Origin of the sequence: Roseateles oligotrophus (assembly GCF_025717515.1) — a bacterium.
Classification (GTDB): Bacteria; Pseudomonadota; Gammaproteobacteria; order Burkholderiales; family Burkholderiaceae_C; genus Paucibacter_A; species Paucibacter_A oligotrophus.
In genome coordinates this window covers 167,792-186,696 of the sequence record NZ_JAJIRN010000008.1, presented here as the reverse complement: position 1 = coordinate 186,696, position 18,905 = coordinate 167,792, and the positions used below count along the sequence as shown (strand labels likewise).

At 57.9% G+C, this 18,905-nt stretch carries 8 protein-coding genes; all 8 read right to left on the bottom strand.

All coding sequences use genetic code 11. From position 1 onward, the window contains the following. Positions 1–251 precede the first annotated feature (251 nt). Positions 252–1,934 carry a hypothetical protein gene (locus tag LNV07_RS18295; protein ID WP_263572616.1) on the bottom strand — a complete coding sequence of 561 codons (1,683 nt, stop codon included), beginning with the start codon at positions 1,932–1,934 and terminating at the stop codon, positions 252–254. 292 nt (positions 1,935–2,226) lie between these two features. Further along, the gene (gene drmC / locus LNV07_RS18290; protein WP_263572615.1) at positions 2,227–2,991 is read right to left on the bottom strand and encodes a DISARM system phospholipase D-like protein DrmC; all 765 of its coding nucleotides are present in this window, start codon (positions 2,989–2,991) and stop codon (positions 2,227–2,229) included. Further along, positions 2,988–4,847 (bottom strand): DUF1998 domain-containing protein, encoded by a 1,860-nt coding sequence (gene drmB / locus LNV07_RS18285; RefSeq protein WP_263572614.1) that lies wholly within the window; start codon positions 4,845–4,847, stop codon positions 2,988–2,990. The genes drmC and drmB overlap by 4 nt, the downstream gene beginning before the upstream one ends. Further along, positions 4,848–8,846 (bottom strand): DISARM system helicase DrmA, encoded by a 3,999-nt coding sequence (gene drmA / locus LNV07_RS18280; protein WP_263572613.1) that lies wholly within the window; start codon positions 8,844–8,846, stop codon positions 4,848–4,850. It lies immediately after the preceding gene. Positions 8,847–8,869: 23 nt separating this feature from the next. Next, on the bottom strand, positions 8,870–9,865 hold the full coding sequence (locus LNV07_RS18275) for an O-methyltransferase (protein ID WP_263572612.1): 996 nt from the start codon (positions 9,863–9,865) through the stop codon (positions 8,870–8,872). Beyond that, complete coding sequence (locus tag LNV07_RS18270; RefSeq protein ID WP_263572611.1) at positions 9,862–11,283, bottom strand: ATP-binding protein; 1,422 nt, start codon at positions 11,281–11,283, stop codon at positions 9,862–9,864. Before LNV07_RS18270 ends, LNV07_RS18275 begins: the two co-directional genes overlap by 4 nt. Positions 11,284–11,358: 75 nt before the next feature. Further along, positions 11,359–15,675: an Eco57I restriction-modification methylase domain-containing protein gene (locus LNV07_RS18265; RefSeq protein WP_263572610.1), complete on the bottom strand. Its 4,317-nt coding sequence runs from the start codon at positions 15,673–15,675 to the stop codon at positions 11,359–11,361. Beyond that, a complete protein-coding gene (drmD, locus tag LNV07_RS18260; protein WP_263572609.1) occupies positions 15,672–18,812 on the bottom strand; it encodes a DISARM system SNF2-like helicase DrmD in 3,141 nt (1,046 codons plus the stop codon). The genes LNV07_RS18265 and drmD overlap by 4 nt, the downstream gene beginning before the upstream one ends. Positions 18,813–18,905: the final 93 nt, after the last annotated feature.

Genomic DNA, 18,905 nt, shown 5'->3' with positions numbered 1-18,905 from the left:
TGCCGTCACTTGTAGGCAATCTGTAGGCAACTTGAGTACCCGCCAATAGGTGAGTCGACATTGATCGGCTCAGCACCCCTGCCCTGCTCCGAGAGCATCCATACATCGCCACGGGGAGAATGAGACCGTGGCAGTACTGGCCTCATGTCAGAGCAAACCGTAGAAGTAGATGGTGGTCATGATTCATTCCTTCCGCGGGGCTATCTCGCAAGGAGGCGTGCGCGGTGTAGGGGAAGCGCAGCCTTGCGCGATCATGGTCGAACGTTGAGCGTCACTGCGAACGACGAGAAATGGAACTTGGCCGAGTAGCCATCATGTGCGCGAGCAGAGTCTTCATGCTTTCGCACCTGAGCCGGTAGGTCACGAATCGGATCCTCCGGGCTGCAGGAGCTGAACAGGTGGACGATCTCGAACCAGCTCAGCCAAGTGGCGCGCTGGTCCTGGTCGAGCTCGCCGGTGAATCGAGCCGCGTATCGCGTGATCACGAAAATCATAGGCGGAGCATCGGAGGGCTGGCATGCCATGCCCAACTGGCGCGCGACGTCGCTGCACGATCTGGCGCCGACCCAGTCGGAAACCCGCTCGACCCATCGGTTGGCCTGGAGCAGGTTTCGCCTGCGGCTCTCCCGTTCAGACAGTGAATGACCAAAGAGGTCGTGCCATTTAAGCTGTACGAGAGCGACCGAGCCTGTCTTGATGTCCACGATAACAGCGTCCAGATCCGTACTCACTGATCCGTCGTCGCGGCGCAGCTTGAAGCCATTGGACGGAATGTGGAACCGCGGCGCCTTGAAGACCGTCGACAGATCGGATCTGAAGGCAGCTTCCCGCTGGTCGACGCTGCGATCCCAGTCCGGCCGATACTCCGACCGCAAGTGCCTAAATAACGTGACGTACGGGTTCGCCAGCGCCCCGAAGGAAGGAAGCAGGACAAAGTATCGACCGAAGTCGACGTAGAAGTGGCAAGGCAGCTCGAAGGATCGCTCCCATTCGTCGATGTTGTCGATGCTGAGCGTCAGCGCGTTCATGGTGGGCTCGACTTGCTCAGGGGGAAGTCCTGCCTGTACCCAGACACCCTCGACGTCTTCTCGTCGCGCGAAGATCGTCGTGATGTTCCCGAGTCCGATGTGGGGGGCCTTGAACCGCAGAAGCTTGCAGAACTCGATGTGGCAGAGGATCCGGCCGAGCGCCTGATGGACGGCCTGCTTCCACTCACCGAAGGTCCGGTCGCCGATCCGGGCATCGTCCATCAGCGCCTCGCTCTCGTAGAACTCGGCGCCATAATTGATCGCTGCACTTTGGAACGCAGCACCAACTTCGCGATCGTTGTCGTAGCGAATGAACCAGCCATCGACGGAGTCGACGTACTTCCGCATCCGATGGCGCAGGCGTGACCACCCGCCTTTGGGAACAAACGGTTTCGTCTCTTCGCGTGCGCGCAGTCGTACATGAGCCATCGCGAACTGCGTGGCCATTTCCGACACGCTGTGCGGCACCTCTATCTCGGCTTCGCCGCCAGACACGGTCGTCTTGGCGATGCCATAGTTCTCGAGGCGAGCCATCCTGATGAGGTGTGTGATCTGCCCGCAGACCCGCAAGTAGTGGAAGGCTTGGCCCATGACTTCTGGATTGATGGGGTGCCAGGGGACGCCGTCTTGCCTGCCCTTCACGGCTGCAAGAAAGGGTTTCAGAGCGGATGCAGCACCAATGCGGACGAAGTGGCTACCATTGAGTCGCTCAATCGAGATGGTCTTGTCGTCGTCGACGTCAGACTTGCTGGCGAGGGCTACAGCATCCAGGGCGCGGACTATGACGATGAGCCCCTCGGCTTCACGGCCCGCCCAAACTTGCATCGCGCGGGCCTGCAGATCGGCCAGTTCCACGGCGAGCATCTCCTCCACGTTACTCTCAGCTTGGCGCGTTTCTCTATTCATCGGGCGATCCATGCGCTGGCAAGAACATGATGCAGTATGCGTTTGGAAGTATCCTATTTGGCCGCGCGAAGACGGCTCGTTCATTTCCCAAGTAGCGGAGGGCATCTCTTGGGGTACAACCCGTTCACGGAACGTTGTTCCGCAATGCAACGCCAAGTGCAGTCGACGGAAGATGAGGTGCGCGAATGCTCACAGCAACTGGCCTGGCATTCAAACTTCAATCCGGGTACTGAGGCTGAAGCATTGGCTACGACCCAAATAGGCTTCCTGATTCGAATCAGGTTTGACCGTACTAGCGTGCCGGGCTCTGCACCACCGCCATTGCGACAAGCGCCTCCAAGTGGTCCTGCAGCAATGCAGGAACATCCCCGCCCGTGACAAGCACACCGGCCTCCATGTTTCGCTCCAGCGCAAATCCCGTCAGATTTGCACTGGTGACGAAACAAAGCCGGCCATCTGCCACCGCTACCTTTGCATGGACCTTGCCGCCCAAAAACTCGTCCGTTTTACGAGTCCATGCGAGCACACGGGCAGCGGGAACAACCTCACGCATTTGGTTCAGGAAATCAACGTCTAGGCTACCGCCCTGCCCCTGCGCCGACTCAAGCAACACCGAGACCGCCACACCTCGCTGCGTTGCCGAATTGAGCGCATCAACGATGGACGGAATCAGATAGGCGACGAAGCTGGTCACAAAAAGCTTGTGCTCGGCGGCAGTGATGACCTGCAGCAAGGCTTGCTCGGTGCGGCGCGGCGCAACACAAGGCGTTTGGGGCCCCGTCCACACAAGCTCTATAGACTGCCGAGCCTGAGCGGTCCTAAACGCATGGCTTGCGCTCAGAATCATCGCGCTGACCACTTGGCCGGACAAACCTGAATTCGCCCAAGCGCTCGCAAGCTCACGCACGACCGATGCCATGGGCGCGGCAAACATATCGACAAAGGCCGAACTGCCCAACGGCGCTACGCCAATTCGGCGCGCCAGCGCTTCAGCCTTGTCCGGTGAAACTTGCTCGACTACGGCGGTGATTACATCCAGCAATGCGGCCGTAGTCATGGGCCGACGAAAAACGCTGCGCCTGCATTGACCAGTGTTGGCACGACAAGCGCACGATCGAGATAGCGATTCCCTTGCTCGCACGAGGTCTCCGCAACCAGGCTGCAGGCATGGCAAGCCGCGCCATGCAAGGAGCGGTCCTTCTCGGGGTCATGCTCGGAACACAGTGGGTCAGAAGAGCAAATCTTCGAACGGTTCAATGCTTGCTCCAACAGGCGACCCAGGTTCTCCGGCTTACCGAGGTCCACCAAGCCACCCAGAGTCCCATCTGAGTCGGCCGCCGCCGTGTAAATCAAGATGCCCGCTTGAGGCTGATCCGTTGATGTGTCGGCGTAGATCCGCTCTCGGATGCTGGCCGCGTTATAGCCGCACTCCAACGCCAGTTCTCGGATCAGCAAATGCGACAAGGTGTGAAGCATGGCGTAACGAATGCCTGGATAGCCTTCGACGGGATCCAGCTTTCGCGAGTTGCGCCAACCTCGATGGCCGCCACGTAGCTGCACATCCAACTGCTTCACCGCTGCCAAGGCCTCCCAATCGACCAGGGTTTGCTCCTCAAACTGGATAAATATGCCCTCCCCATGGACCTGATTGGCAGGGACCCATTCCGGCTTGCCCATGGCCAGAGCGGCCATATGCGATCGGTCGCTAGAGTCGCCGCTTGATTCCGGCGCCTCAACACGGGTGAAGCCCAACAAAGCATTCACTTCGCGAAGTCGTTCAAGCAACAAAACTCGTGAGATGTACTTGTCAAAACCCTGCGGTTTTGGGACCTTCTTGCTCATGAAGTGTGGGTAATCTGTCGGCGGATTGGCCTCGGTCAGCACCGCCCATTCGGGTCCCTTGATGTCAGCCTCCCCCACCTGTTCGGCCTTGCCGCCGCTTCGATGCAATTCGATGGCCGCCCAAATGGCGGCAGGGGTGAACTTGTCAATGCCAGGAAGCGACCCCGTCTTCTTGAGCGTCTTCACGATCGGAGCTACTTCTGTCTCGGTGGTCACATCTTCAAAAAAATCCCATCCATCCAGCACCAATTGAGTCAAGGGATCACTTGCCTGCGGAATGGCCAAGGCCGATAAGGTGATCGGAAACCAACTATCCGTCGCGCCCAAGAGCACAGCTTTCGGTGGCTCCTTGCAGTCAACATCAAAATGATCGAGATGCGGATGACGGCCTCGGCACGCGGGCAAGTTTTCCTTGCCTGCCTTGCCGAAAGCCTGCGCCAAACTGCGGGATGCTCCACACGAGCACTTCACCCAAAGGTTCTCGGTCTGCAAAGAAGCGCCGCTTTCGTAAAAACTCAGCGTGCCTTTGCATGTGCCTGCACCGCCGTGCACAAAGTAGTGCCAGGGGAAATCGTCCAGATGGCCATTACGGCAGGCCAGCAGAAAACGAGCCGGCACGGCATCGGCATCTTTGGCCTTGTCGGTACCTTTCGAGCCCGTACATCCTCTGTGCACGAAACGCGTTCGCTCCGGTCGATACTGGTTCTCTTTGATTTCGAATAGCTGAGCGTCAAACGGCGACAGCAAACCGCATTTCACACAGCGCATCCAGCGAGGAAAAGGCCGCACCGGGACGCCAATATTGGCCTCGGCAGAAAAGGGATCCAGTTGCTCCCCTTTCTTGAAGGGTGGCATGCGTAGGTTTTCAACCTGCGGGCCCAACACCTTTCTGACTGCATCCAACAAACGAGCCTCTTGAATGGGCTGGCAGCGGTCCTTCTCCCAGCGATCAATGCCGAGTGTCACCACGGACAAATTAGGCAGGTCAATCAACGCACCCGGGCCATAGGTCCAAAGCAGCTGGCTCGGCCTAACTTCACCGACCGGCGTCTTGTTATTGTTGACGATCATTCAGTCATCTCCCTCTGAAATCTGTTGTGCGACCCAAGCCTGGTCATCGTCAAGCCGGCTGGTATTCATGATCAGGCGCACCCCAGGTTCCACCTCGCGCATTGACATCGGGACGGTCCAATGGTCCCAAGCATGAATACCGGGAGACTTGATCAGCGCAGCCGTCATGTCCTTGTCTGCCCCCTTCTTTTCATAAGCCAAGATTCGCCCTCCCACATTCGCCTCTTTGGCCCACTCATCGGCACGCGCCTTCAACTCCTGCTGCGCCAGCGCTTGCGTGGTCGGCAGGTCGGTAACCGACCAGGCCCGATTGACCAACACACTCGTCGCCTCGGTCATCTCGCTTTGAGTTGGCTGCGTGAGCTCCCCGGCCCCATCGTTAGGGCTCAGCACGTCGTTATCGAGGCGCATCAAGCTCAGCATCGCGCCTGTCAAACCACGGTCCATCGCCCGAGGTGAAAACGGCGTTACCGACTGTGCTTCAACGTGTTTGTAAAAAGTGGCGTGGTAGTGCTCAAAGGTTTCGTAGTGCGATAGGTCTCGTGGCCTAGCCCAGGTCAGCACGGTGCAAACCAAGCCCGGGAAGGCTCGACCAACACGGCTGGTCGCCTGGATGTACTCGGCCGTCCCTTTAGGTTGCCCGTTCACCGCCATCAAGCCCAGGCGGTTGACGTCAACGCCGACCGACAACATGTTCGTCGCCAGCACCACGTCAATCGCGCGGGTGTCGCCATCCTTCCAGCGCGTTACATACTTCTCTGAAGCCGAGTCGTACTCGGCCTTGAACTTGACCTCCATCTGGTCAAGGTACTTCGGAATGTCTTGGCTTGAGACGCGAGAAGTGAGCTCCCGAATATTGTTCACACTGCGCTGAGCCAGTGCCGGGCGCTCCACCATGCTCATCTTCACGCGGTAGGCACGGGTCTGTACATCATCCTCCGCCAGCCGCTTCATGCCGCCCAGCTCACGCAGAGAGTTGAAGTAACCAACCATCGTCATATAGGGGTCGGCTGCAGCACCGAAACGATCAAACAAGCCTTGGCCGGCGGTCAAGAACGCGGTGTAGACCCGAATCAACATCGCAGGCCTTGAGCTACCGGGCGAACAAACGCCAAGGTAGCGCCGACCCGGCCTGGCCTTGATAGGGCGTTGAACCGAGAAGTAGTTGTCTTCGACATCTAGGCCATGCGGCGGGAACACCGACACCTGGCGCATGAATACACCCTTGACTTGCTCGGTCGCCTTACGAACCGTCGCTGTTGAAGCGATGATCTTCGGCTTGACCGTCTTGCCATTCAAGTCCCAGCTGCACAGCTTGTCCACCGTGGTTTCATACAAGCCCACCATCGTGCCCAAGGGCCCGCTAATCAAATGGAACTCGTCCTGAATGATCAGGTCCGGAGGACGGATCTGGTGGGCGATAGGCTTGACCTTGCTCGCCGGCCCCACCTTGTCTTTGGGGTGGTTACCGGTGCAGCCGCAACCCTTCCACAGCAGACCGTGGCGCTCGCATTCTTGGCCCGCGCGGCCAAACAAGGTTCGAACCTGCCCGCGCCAGGCCATCATCGCGAACTTATCCACCGTCGCGATCATCATCGTCGGAGGGCGGTGATAGATTTCTTCGTCAACCACCAAGACCGGGAGCCCTGGGTGCGCTTGGGTGCTCGACTTGCCTCTGGAAAAATCACAGCGGCCTTTTTTGTCGCCGCAATACAGAAAGGTTCGCCCGTGAATCTTGCTCACCTCGACGTCCTTGCCGGGCTCAATCTCGGTGCCGCACCAGGGGCAGCTCGTCAGCTGGGCAGGTGATGCAGCACCGGCGTGATACTTCGCCGGGTTACGAATGTTCTCAATGACCTCATGACTCTCTTCGGTCGTGCCTGGCGTCACCTTGTTGCCGACCCACAGTCCTATCGTGAATGGCTCGGCACCCAGGCTTTGGTCACCTGCGGCTATTGCCACCCGACGCAACACTTCCATCGCACAGATCAATGCAGTGGCGCGCTGAAACTGCTGCAAAGTGAGCAGCCGCAAGGTGTAACGCATGATCACCGACAAGCCGCGTGAACTGTCGTAACCGCCCAAGTTGCCTTGCAATCGCCGGATCGCCATCGTGAAAGCTGCCACACCCAAATAGGCCTCGGTCTTGCCGCCGCCGGTGGGGAACCAAAGCAAGTCCGCATAGGCCTCAATCGCTTGCACCCGATCGTCATGCATGGGGTTGGCCAAAGCCGGGATCGAGAGCAAAACAAAGGCAAGCTGGAATGGTCGCCAGCTGCGATTCTTTAGCAGGTTGAACTGATCGACCGTCACGTCTTCTTTGCGTCGGACAGCCAAGGCATAAAGGCTGCGCACCCGCTGCGTCGCCATCGCTTGGTTGGCGAAGCGGAACGCGGCCAAGGCCTTAGGGTCGGTCCCCAACGTCGCAATGCCTTCGCGCAAGCGCAGGAGAATCTGGTCGCAGCGTTCCATCGCCAACTTGGCTTGCGCATCGTGGCCGAGCACCTCAACCCCGACGCGAGCTCGCTGCTCCGCGATCCAAGCCGCATAGTCATCGGTCAGCATGCCCAGCGCCTGCACCAAATCGGCCACGTCGAGTTTTGCAAGCCGTTCCATGTCCAACAAGCCGCTATCGACCATCACACGCATTGCGGGTCGGTCGGTCGGGTCAAGCCCCGGCGTTTCGGTGACCTGTACCTCGTATTGAGGCATCACCGTCGTGCGGACCTCGGTCGCCCGCATGATGTCGTCTGCCTCGGTCGCCCCTACTGCCACGCCATGGCCGACCGCGAACTCAACGCGGTTGCGGTAAATCATCTCAAGCGCTTCGCGCTCTGGGTCAAAGGCATTGGCGTCCTGTACGGGGCGTCTGCGGAAAATAGCGGGGTCGGCCGCACCCGCTGGCGCGCGAACGATCAGCTCCGGCTGAAACAGCCAGGCCGAATCTCTATTTGAATCCGGCTCGCTTTGAGCGTTCACCAAGAACAAGGTGATGAGTCGGTCCCCATTTGAATTCTTGGCTCGGATTGAGCCTTGAACCATGACCTCGGGGTTGTCGACATCCGGGGCCACCAAACCTACCGGCCCCTCACTCAGCAAGTCCAGTGTGATCTTCCCGCCGCAAGGTACGCGCTGCCAAACCTTGGCCTTGACTTCAACTTCGGCACCGGTGTCCTTGTTCTTGCGAACCTTGACGAAGTCGTGATCGTCGCGGCGCTCATAGCGCCCCCATCGGGCTTCCAGCTCAATTTCGGCTACATCGCCGGCAACACAGAAGGTAAAGCCCAAACTGCTGGGCACCAAAGATTGGTTGCTGGCGGCATCCACTTCGTCGGGGCCTTCTTTATCTGGCCTCGCTTTCACTGAAGGCGAATCCATCGTGCCAGCGGCGGCCTTGACCACCAAGTCGGCTTCTTCATCCTCTGCGGTCTCGGCGTCCACCGGAGACTCCTGCCCGCGCTCAGCCACCTCTCGCGGTGCAAGCTTGCCCACCAAGTAGCGGTCGCGCACACCCATGTCGACGATGCGCTCATGAGGGCCTCCCGCCGGTCCGAGCAGGTCGTCCGTTACGGCCAGTTGCAACAACTCGCGGATGTAGGCCAGTTCATGCTGATCTGACTTTGAACCTATCAAGGGGATTTGGCCAATCGGCGTCAACAGATGCCTATCCAAGGTCTCCAGAAAATCGCTCCATTGGATGCGCCCCACCGGACCCGACTGCGGGAGCACCAATGACGTCACGCCCGCAGAGACCGGTGCGGCCAACTGCAGCAATCGGTCAAAGTACAGGGTCGTCGTCGTGAGGTCTGAACGGATACGGATCACACGGCCAACGCGGGTAATCTGAGCGCCGGGGCTTATGACCAAGACCCAATCGTCGTTGGCAATCGCTAGATAGAGCGAACGGTCGCCCTGCAGCCGCAATGTGTAGGGTGCCAGCGCGTGGTCGCCAGCAAGGCCATGATCAATGGCGACCCAAGCGTTGGGGTTTGTGGTCATTTTCTGGATCTCAAAATCAAGGCCTAAAGTTCGACACGCGAGAAATGCGGGTAGATGCGATAGAACTTCTTAAACACGTCGAACGGGCTTTCACCCATGTTCGATTTCGGCAACTCAAAGCCCATCTTGGCCTGAGCATTGCAGCTCGACTCCATCGTTAACCGCTCAAGCGTCGAGAGCGCAGGCAGATCGACTCGATGCGGCGCGTCTGTAGTTGTATGGAATTCCCAAGCCTTAATTTGCGCTTCGATGGTCTTGTCGTCGTTGGCGCAAACCACGAGTGAGGCAGTAACCATCGCTTGGCCATCGGCATAGTGAGTGGCGAGCGCCCAGACAATGCGTCGATCCTGAAAGTTCAGAACTTCCTTCTCTACAGCCAACTTGAGCGAAAGAAGAAGGCTCGCGCCATAGTTCTTCTGCGTCATTCCTGCTGCTGTCAGTCCGCTTGGAAAAAATGAACCAAGCCTCTCCTTAAAGCGCGCGAGACGCCATTCCTGCGTCGTCGGCTTGTGTGATCGGTCCCCAGAGACATCACCTCCAGCCTCGACCGAGATGTCTTTGTGATCGGGTTTGCCCAATGACTCGGGATTGGCATTGAGGGTAATGCGCAGAATGCTGCCAATCTGTACAGTTCCGATGGTGCGGGCGAACCGTTCGATCTGCGAGGTAATGGCTCTCGGCTCTGTGAAGTCGAACCAAACAATCACGGGACAGTCGAAATCGGTTTCGTCCAGATAGTCTTCGAGGCTCTGGTGGACGCACTCAATTGACGACAGGGGGCGATTGAAGATCTGTCGCTTGTGCACCTGCTCCTCAGTTTCCACGCACGTCATCTTGGCGATTCCAAGCCGGCCGTGAACCAGTCTGAAGTCTTCGAGGAAAGGACCACCGAGTCCGACGTAATGGTAAGTTTCAAGCGAGAGCATCGAGGCCAGTCGCATTAGGAGCGACAGAAATAGCTCTCGATCCACGGCCTTGTTTGGCCTCAGCCGATACGGTAGAGATGAGCCCGCACTCATTGTTCATCCTTCAGCGACTGAGCTTTGGTGAGCTGCATCTCGAAACACTTTTCACCAACAATGCCCGCCTTTTCGCCCGGGTCGTCAAAAAGCATCTTCGACACAAGTCGTATCTCTTCGGCAGGGCGGGAAAAAACAACCTTCTTGGACGAAGGCTTCTTATCCTCCGGCACCGGCAAAACCTTCGCCTTCAGAGGATTGAACTCAATGGCGCCCGCGATCATTCTGGTAGCACTTCGACTGGAAACTACCTCAATGGCCCGGCTCAGTGGCATCGGCTTGGCTGAATCCCAATGACTTGTCTGATCGGCGCGCGGATGGTTCTTCCACTGGTTGGTATACGAAATCCAGATGCGCATGCCCTCCTTCATCTTGACAAGAGATTCAAGCCAGACGTTCGAAGAGGTGTCGAGCGCCCGCTTGGTGGTTGTAACCGGTAGCTTGTCGGCGTGCTTTGAACGGAACTCGATAATGCCGGTGATGATGGCGAACTGTGGGTGATAGAGCGGGATACCGTCACCCCAACCTGTTAGGCGCCCTTTATCTCCCACAATGACCGCACGGTCGTTGCACAGCACTGTCCAGCCTGCAGTTGCAGACGAGCGATCACGCTCAAAGCCAGGATCGTCGTCATCATCGTCGCCGAGGCTCTTTCCTGTGTTGAGACCTACGGTAATCGAGACCAATACGCCGTCAATTGTGTTTTGGTAGATGTATGGGGCTGGACTCTTCTCGTCTGTAGAAACGAGCACCTCGACACGCACAGCCTCTACAGCCTTGCCGTTGAGTACAACCGTCAAGCCCCACTGAATGAACATCGTGAAGTGCTCCGCGATCGCGGTGCGCACATCGTTTTCAAATCCTACATTGGCGAAATGCCGCGCAACGCCTCCATACAGATCGGTGACGAGAATCGTGGTGCCAGGTTCGGCGAGCTGCTCCTCTACTTCGGTTGGCTCATTGATCGGTAGCGGATCCCAGTTCTGGGCTTTAAGCCATTGCGACGTTATCGGCACTTCAAACATGTCGTCGCCATGCCGTGTACGCACCAGCGCGTTCTCTCCCATCTTAAAAATCGCGCGCTTCATGCCAACGCCATACATGCCGATGGTCTCGGTGTCCGAATCACGCCCATCGTCGCTTTCGCGACCCATCTTGAATGCGTAATTCTTAGCAACCTCGCGGGGGATGCCGCCGCAGTTGTCGGCGATGGAAAAGTGGTCTTCGGCGATTTCGATGCTCACGAAATGCTTGGCGTAATCGACGGCATTGCCTTTTGCCAGGCGCATCGCGCCATCAAGGCAGTTGTCGAGCAGGTCAAGGATTGCGTCTTCAAGCTTAATGTCGCGTGTGAGCATTGAGACAAAAAACTGCTTTGTCGGGCTCGCTTGGGCAGTATCAGCGCTTGGCTTTGTCATGGACAGTTTTCCAGTGTGCAATGTGATGTCATGGAAGCTTTGGCCATCTCGAACGTCGGGAGGGCTGGGTTCGAGTCATGCCGTCCCTCCGTGATGCTCAACCTTATGGCCGGCACCGGGCCTAAGGCGATAGCGTGCTCCACGCTTTTCTCCTTGGCGTTCGACTCGGCCGCCTGCGATCAGGTCGGCGATTCCGGTGTTCCACTGGCCATCCGTGATACTTGTGGCGGCGACGACGTCGGTCTTGGCGTGCCAGCCATCGTGTGCGCCCAAGAAGCTAAGGATGGCCGAGGATGGCGTCGAGCCATTGGCGGTGGCGGTGGCTACTTCTCTTGGCTCGAAGTCGAGTGAAGGCTGCTCCAACGCAGTGCTGCGAGCGCGGCGGGGAGTGCGCGCCTCTCTATTGCCATGCAGCCCTTGGGACACTTCTTCCTCATAACGTTGATGATTCAGCTCCGATAAACGGCGCAAGACATCAAGGCGCGCACGATCACTTATGGTAAATCGAATGCGATCGCTCTCTGGTAGGTACGGAACTGCGTGGAATCCATGATCTAGGTCAAGATCATCCCAGCCATACGAACGAGCGACCGCCTGGTCTATCTCACGATGCAGGCTGCGCATTGCCTCAATCTGAAAATCATCATCTGACTTGTCGTGGAAACGGTTATAGAACTGTGTAAGGCCGATCGAATGACCTTCCAACAGTGCCTCACGATCCGAGTGATAGCGCTTCCCGAGACAGTCAAGCTCAGTCAGACCCTCAGTGCTTCGCACGGGCATGGGCCATGTTTCTAAGGCAGTTGACGTCGAGTAGCTTAGTGTGGATCCGCCGAGCGTTCCGCAATTCCAATACGCCCATTCCAAGTGGAGGCTGGACTGCAAAACCGCGAAATCGCGCCACTCATAGAGGAAGTAAACAATTGTTTTGTGGTTATAGACATTGCTCGTTGGCACGCGTCGAAAACACACATATTTCGTCACCATCGCCGAAGCAAGAAAAAATTCGTTCTCGCCCGCTTCTCGAATCAGCCCGGGACGCAAATCCCAAAATTTCCAGAAGCACTTCTGATGTATTTGTCCCGTCAAAGCATCACGCATTGGCTTGACCATCTCCTCCAAGCGATCGAACGCTGCAGGGTACTGGCGGGCCTGTTCTTCTGACCAATCTTGGAAGTACAGCGCCCAGCGATAGCGCTCCAATCTCGGCATACTATTTAGGTCTTGCCCATTAAATAGCGGGCGCATGACATTGGTCGACCTTGGATCGACAGAAAGCATTTGAGCCCGCTCGTCGACGGTCAATTCGAATCCCACGCCATGGAGATTCTGCCCTTGAGAGAATCGTCCCTTGAGCGCCTTCAGTTTCATTGGGCGCTTTAGCTGGACATCCTCTTCTAAAGCGCCATTGATGGCTGCTACTTCCCGACCATCCAAGATGCGATCACCGTGCCAGTGGCTACGTGCAACCCAGGCGATTGAAACGAATACGGCTGCGTTTCCAGGCCAAGGGAGCCGGGAGTATCCACGATACACAACTCCACTGTTACTGATGATTTGATCCAGGCAGACGACACGGGAGCCTGTCTCTGTGATTGACTTGGTGGCTAACAGACCAAAGCAGCCATTCGATCCGAGCAAGACGAAGGCTCGCAGATAGAAATATACGCAAAGGTCAGGGGAGCCCACGACGCCATTGCGGATCAGCTTCAAATACTCTTGGTACGTCAGACCAAAACGACGTCCGATCCATCGTCCGCCACTGAACGGCGGATTACCGACGATGGCATCGAAACCTTGGCCTTCGCGCACGAATACCTCCGGGAACTCCAGCGGCCAATGAAATGGCCGGCGAGATGGCTTCTCCTCAGACAGGTCGATTGAAAGCGCTGCGCGGGCTCGTCGGCGCATTGCTGCTGGAGTATCTTGATCGCCGTCAATAACTTGCCCGGCTTGGATAGCGAGCGAGGCAAGCGCGTTTCCAAGCGTCGCACCGGTGCCACAGGTAGCGAAAACTTCCCCGATGAACGCATCGGCGATGAGTTCGGGCAGATTGAGCCGCTTGCGGGCATCGGCATTCAGCTGCGCCATGGCCTCCACATCGTGAATGTCGAGTATTGGCATTGCACGCAACTGTTGCCGCAACTCAATCGCCTCGTGAACTGCCAGCTTGATGTTCTGCCCGAACAAGCTTTGCTGACCTTTCCCGGTGGGTGTCATTGAGAGTTCAGTGAGCTGATCCAGCCTGTGAATGCCCAACAAGCTGTCGCCACAGCGCAGGTTGTGGTCAAGAAAGCCGAAGGGGCGGCCTTTGGCCATCGTTACCAGCCAAATCGAGAGTTTGGCCAGCTCGACTGCCAGCGGATTCAAGTCGACGCCATACAGGCAGCGCTCAGCTATCAGGCGGCGGGCGATCAAATTGCGAGTCTCGGTGTCGCGGGGCAGTGGCTCCTTGTTGGCCGGTGCATCCAGCACTTCGCCATCGACGCTGATCATCTTTCCGCTGCCTTCAGCCTGTAACCAGGCCTCCGCCAACCGACCAGCCAGCCAGCGGCAGGCTTGCACAAGAAAAGCGCCTGAGCCCATGGCCGGGTCGCAAATCTTTAAGTCCAGCAATTCAGAGGGTGATTTCAATATCCACTGGTCGCGCGGCGTACCCGCTTCTGGACCAACATAAGTCACGGGCGTTAGCGTCTCGACGACGATCGCTTCAGTCAGCGATTTCGGGGTGTAGTGGGTGCCGGTTTCGCGCCGGTCGGAGCCGGTGGTGACGATAAAGGCTCCAACGGGATATACCAGCGGATATCCCCATGGGTCAGTGCGCAGCAGATTGGCATAGGGTTTGACCCGATCACGAAGCTTGGTGTCGCCTTGGCAAGCAGTCAATAGAAGATCGGCCAAGGTGTCATCGACGGGTTTAGCCAGATCATTGCGCACTCGACTGGCAGAACTACCGGAGCGGTCTTGCAGCAACTCAGCCAGTCGCGTTGCACCGTCCAAACGTGCCGAATCCAGCTCGGCCAGCTTGACCCATGGGGTCTTGGCGCTCTTGGTGGCATCCAGTTCTAGTGTGACTTCATCGGTACGTTTGACGGTGCGCTCAAGTAGGCCCTCGTAGACGTAGCCGATCTGTTCGACATCCAGCGCACGGTAAGACAACGTGCGGCCCTGAAATTGCTGAATGGCTTCTAGCAGCAGCAACACAGTGCGGTTGTCGATGGGCAGTGGCTTGGCTGCATCGCTGCGCCAGTGGGAGCCTTTGGCCCGACCTTCGAGGAAGGGGAAGCGATCCGGATCGAACAGTGAACCGCCCAAAGCAGGCAGACGCAGGTTTTCGTGCTCAATGCCGCCAAACACGGCGCGGAAGATCGCCAGCAGGCGCGACCAGGCATCCCAGCGGCGCTCCAGAATCTCCTCGGATTCCTTGCGCAACTGCATGCGCAAGGTGGAGAGCGCGTAGTTGGCTTCGTAGCGCTCGTCGCCCATAAGCAGCAGATCGCGCTCTTCGGCCGACAGCAGGAACACCAAGCGCATCATCACCGTCAGCGCGGCCTCATAAAGCACGGCTTCTTTGACGTCGTGCAGGAGCTCGCGATTGCGGTCCTGATCGGCTTTGTCCAGCGCCTGAATCAATACCTCGACGGCGCGGCGCACCTGTTCTCCCAGGGCGTCGGTGACTTCGTCCTGAAACTTCAGTGAGCGATCGAACAATGCAGGCAGTTGCTTGGCTTCTTCGCCAAAGAATCGGCGAATGCCAAGCAGGTGCACGAAGGCCTGCAAAGTGATGGGCTCTTGGCTCCAGATACGGGCATACCAACTGGCAAAGGTTGTGACGGCACCAACCGGGGCATCCACCAGCATCCAGCGCTCGCCGTTGGTGACTAGCCCGAGTCGGCAACCGAGTGAGCGGCACATCTGAACCATACGATCGGCGGGTGTGGCGGCCCAGCCGTCTTGCTTAAAGCTTGAGCTGAGGTCGGCGTCTTGCGCATAGGTCTGGATCAGCAGCAAGGGCTTGTTGGCCCGTTGCTCATCAATCACCGCAAAATTGGGCGTCAACGTCACCCCATGTTCTGGCAAGGCTGCCTTGAGGTTAGCTGCACACCAGTCGGTCCGCTTGAGAACGTCACCCTTGCCGTCTTCGTCCAGTTCCAGGCCGCGCGACAAGACTTCATCCAGCCAGGCCTGGTGAAGCTCCGGGAACAATGGGTCGTCGTTTTCAAGCGCGTCTCGCCACTCGTCATAGGCTTGGCGCAATCGCCTGCGTTTGTCGCCGTCAAGTTCCTCTAAACCGGTGGAGAACGCCTCGGTGAGGACGGGCACCGCCAGAAAGGGCCCCGAGATTTCGATCAGTGACAGCCAGTCGTCGTGCACGCTGTTCGAACGACTCATGCAACACCTCTTTGCAATACAGATTGGGGAATTAAGAACACCACGGCGACCGGGAATGTGCGGTCGACAAAGCTGCCATAGCGGGTTTCGATGGCTGCGGCCTCTTCTGCCCGCTCGGCGGGGATGCGCGCAAGGCGGGCATCAAGCGCCACCGTATCCCGCTTGAGTTGGGTTCGCTCGTCTTCGCTGAACAAGTTCAGTTGCGCCGGCGCACTGTCCTTCTTCAGCTCGGTTTGAATAGACTTTTCCAGTTCATTCAGCACCGAGTCAATATCGGCAAGCTCTTGCTGTTTGCGGGTTTGCAGCGTGTTGGCCAAGAACTTCAAACGATCTTTGGAGCGGGCGTCCACCGTCTGCATGACGGCCTCCTCGGCACGGCCGAACCGTGATCGCAGCGCATCGAATAAGGCGTCATCGGCTTTGATGGGGCTGGAGCTATCTATCCACTGCTGCACACGCATGACGCTATCTTCCCGCTTGAAGTTTTGGTCACGCAAATGGCCGCCAGCGACGGTCAATTCCTCATGCAAGCGGTGATGCTTGCCGCCGGTGACAACCAGGCGAGATACGACGGCAAGCGCGGGAGCGTCCAGCAAGTCGTCGGCCACCACTCTGACCGTGACCCGGTTCAACTTCTTGACATCATCACCCGCCCAAACCTGGGCCCGAAGCAGCCGGAGACACATCTGAACCAATCGGTGATTCAGGTGAACCAGCACCAAGTCTTCACGCCCCTTGGCCACGGCATGGTCAAAAGTAATCGGGCGAACCTGCCTGGAATATGGGTGGCTCAGCCCTTCCGCACATCGAGCCCATGAGCCGGACAGTGCCGGCATGCGGAACACCGAACCGGCAGGTGCGCCGTCGAAAACGATCGGCACAAGAGGAGGCCGCCCAGCGAGTTCCAAGCCAGTCTTCACCGCCATCAAGATGTGATCCGGAGTGAGGTGGAAGTCTTGTTTCGTGGCGAGCAGGCGTTCATGCAGCTTGGCGACGCGGGCCTTGATCTCTCGGTCAGCCTGCACATAGCGCCTGGCCTTGGCAATCTTGGCCTCGGCGAGGCGGGTGTCCAACTCTTTCAAGCCGCCTTCAATCAGCCCCGACATCTGCGGTGCAATGACCGGATTGACACTGCCCATATCGGCCCGCATCAGGTCGAGCTTGCGCAACGAACGGATGATGTCATCGCCATGGCCGCCAACGGTCGCCTCGCCGGACTTAGCTCCGTCCACGGGGTGCCAAATCAGCACTTCCTTTTGTTTTTGCCCGTGACGGTCAATTCGGCCGTTACGCTGCTCCATCACATTGGGGTTGTAGGGGATCTCAAGGTGGATCAAGCAATTGCAATAGTTCTGCAAGTCAATGCCTTCTGACGCCGCATCGGTGGCCAGCAAAATCCGGACGGGGGCGTCCTTGGGATCGGTTTGAAAAGCGGCCTTGACCTGTTCACGCTCATCTTTATCGAGCCCGCCGTGCAGGATATTGAGGCGGTCGCCGCCCAAGCCATGCGCGGCAAGAATTGCGTGCAACCACTGGTGGGTGGTGCGGTACTCGGTGAACAGAATCACGCGCCGGCCATTCCACTGACCGTCAGTTTTCAGGTTGGCCGTGAGCCAGGCAACGATGGCCATGGCCTTAGAGTCGGCCTGCGACTTGCATTGCTGCGCCAATTGACGGAGTTCGGCCAGCATCTGCTTTTGTTGCGGTGACAAAGGATCGATATGCCGAGTGGCCTCCTCTACTGCCTCGGTTTGCGCCTGCTCAGCGTCTTGGTCGTTCGCATAGTCTTCTTCAACCCGCTGAATCGCCTTCAACAGGATGCGCTCGCCCATGGCGCTCTTCTCTTTCTTCTGCGGGCCAGATGCCAGCGTGGCGGCGTGCTTCTCCAACGTAGAGGCAAAGGCCGCAGGTGACGAGAACAGGCGCTTTTTGAGCAGCTGATTGATGAACGAAACTCCAATCGACCCGCCGCCAGATCCAGAACCACCCTCGCGGCTTACACAGAACTCGTTGAGCTTTTGATGCAGACTGCGCTCGGCGGCGGTGTAGGCAACCTCCAGGGCATTCAACACTCGCCTGGGATAGAGCAGGTTGCCGGCGGCGTCAACAAGGTCGCTCTTCAGGCGACGAATCATGACCTGGTTCAACTGCTTGTCGTCAGGAAGAATGTTCCTGGCAAAACGCTGGTCATCCAAAAGTTCAAGCAGGGACGTGAAGGACTCTGTGTAGCCGTTGTGGGGCGTTGCGGTCAGGAATAAGCGGTGCTGAAAGTGTGGGCCGATCAAACGGATGAGTCGGGTTCGCTGACTCTCAATTGCATAGTGGGCGCCGGGCGACGGCGCAACGTTGTGGGCCTCGTCAACGACCAAGAGGTCGAACTTGCGTGGGTAACCGGCATGGGCAGGCAAAGCATCACGCATGGCCCGAAGACCTTCGCCGCCTTTGGCCCAGTCCATGGATGTGATCAAACGGGGATGTGAGACCCAAGGATTGGCGTGGATGCCTCGCTCGCGCCGCAGATCCTTGACATATTGCGTGTCAACAATCTTGAACTCAAGCCCGAACTTTTCGAGCATCTCCACACGCCACTTCTCTTGCAACGACGCCGGGCAAACGATCATGATTGAGCGTGCACGGTGACGCAGCAGCATCTCCTGAATGACCAGCCCCGCCTCGATCGTCTTGCCCAAGCCCACGTCATCGGCAATCAGCAAATTGACACGCGCCATGTCGATAGCGCGGACCAAAGGGTCGAGTTGAAAGTCTTCAATGCTGACGCCGCTTCTGAACGGGGCTTGCAAGAAGCCTCGATCGGCATTGGTCGCGGCACCCCACCTGACTGCGTCCAAAAACGCATCCAGTGTTGCAGCATCATCTTGCCCGGAAATGGCCGGCAGGCCAGCACGTTCGATCACTTGCGCGCCGGGCTCAAGTTCCCAAACTACCTCTAACTCCTCGCCCAGCCCGTCCTCATCAATGGATGAGAGCGACACCAAGGTATGGCGGACCCGCACCTGTGGCAATGACGACGAAGCCACCTCGGCGACAACCCACTGGCGACGCCTGACTTCAACCAATTGCCCGGGCTCTGGAAGCGCCTGGTATTTTGAAACTGCCGAGATATCTTTCTCTTGCATGATTCCCTCCCCTAACCTTTTATTTGTACGACTATCTTGCCATCATTCAATCCAACGACAGGTTTCGGCAAAGATAAATCATCAATGGCTCAC

Coding starts and splice junctions, on each gene's coding strand:
- drmC (WP_263572615.1), bottom strand. CDS start 2,991: ATGACTACGGCCGCATTGCTGGATGTAATCACCGCCGTAGTCGAGCAA.
- LNV07_RS18275 (WP_263572612.1), bottom strand. CDS start 9,865: ATGAGTGCGGGCTCATCTCTACCGTATCGGCTGAGGCCAAACAAGGCC.
- LNV07_RS18270 (WP_263572611.1), bottom strand. CDS start 11,283: ATGACAAAGCCAAGCGCTGATACTGCCCAAGCGAGCCCGACAAAGCAG.
- drmA (WP_263572613.1), bottom strand. CDS start 8,846: ATGACCACAAACCCCAACGCTTGGGTCGCCATTGATCATGGCCTTGCT.
- LNV07_RS18295 (WP_263572616.1), bottom strand. CDS start 1,934: ATGAATAGAGAAACGCGCCAAGCTGAGAGTAACGTGGAGGAGATGCTC.
- drmB (WP_263572614.1), bottom strand. CDS start 4,847: ATGATCGTCAACAATAACAAGACGCCGGTCGGTGAAGTTAGGCCGAGC.
- LNV07_RS18265 (WP_263572610.1), bottom strand. CDS start 15,675: ATGAGTCGTTCGAACAGCGTGCACGACGACTGGCTGTCACTGATCGAA.
- drmD (WP_263572609.1), bottom strand. CDS start 18,812: ATGCAAGAGAAAGATATCTCGGCAGTTTCAAAATACCAGGCGCTTCCA.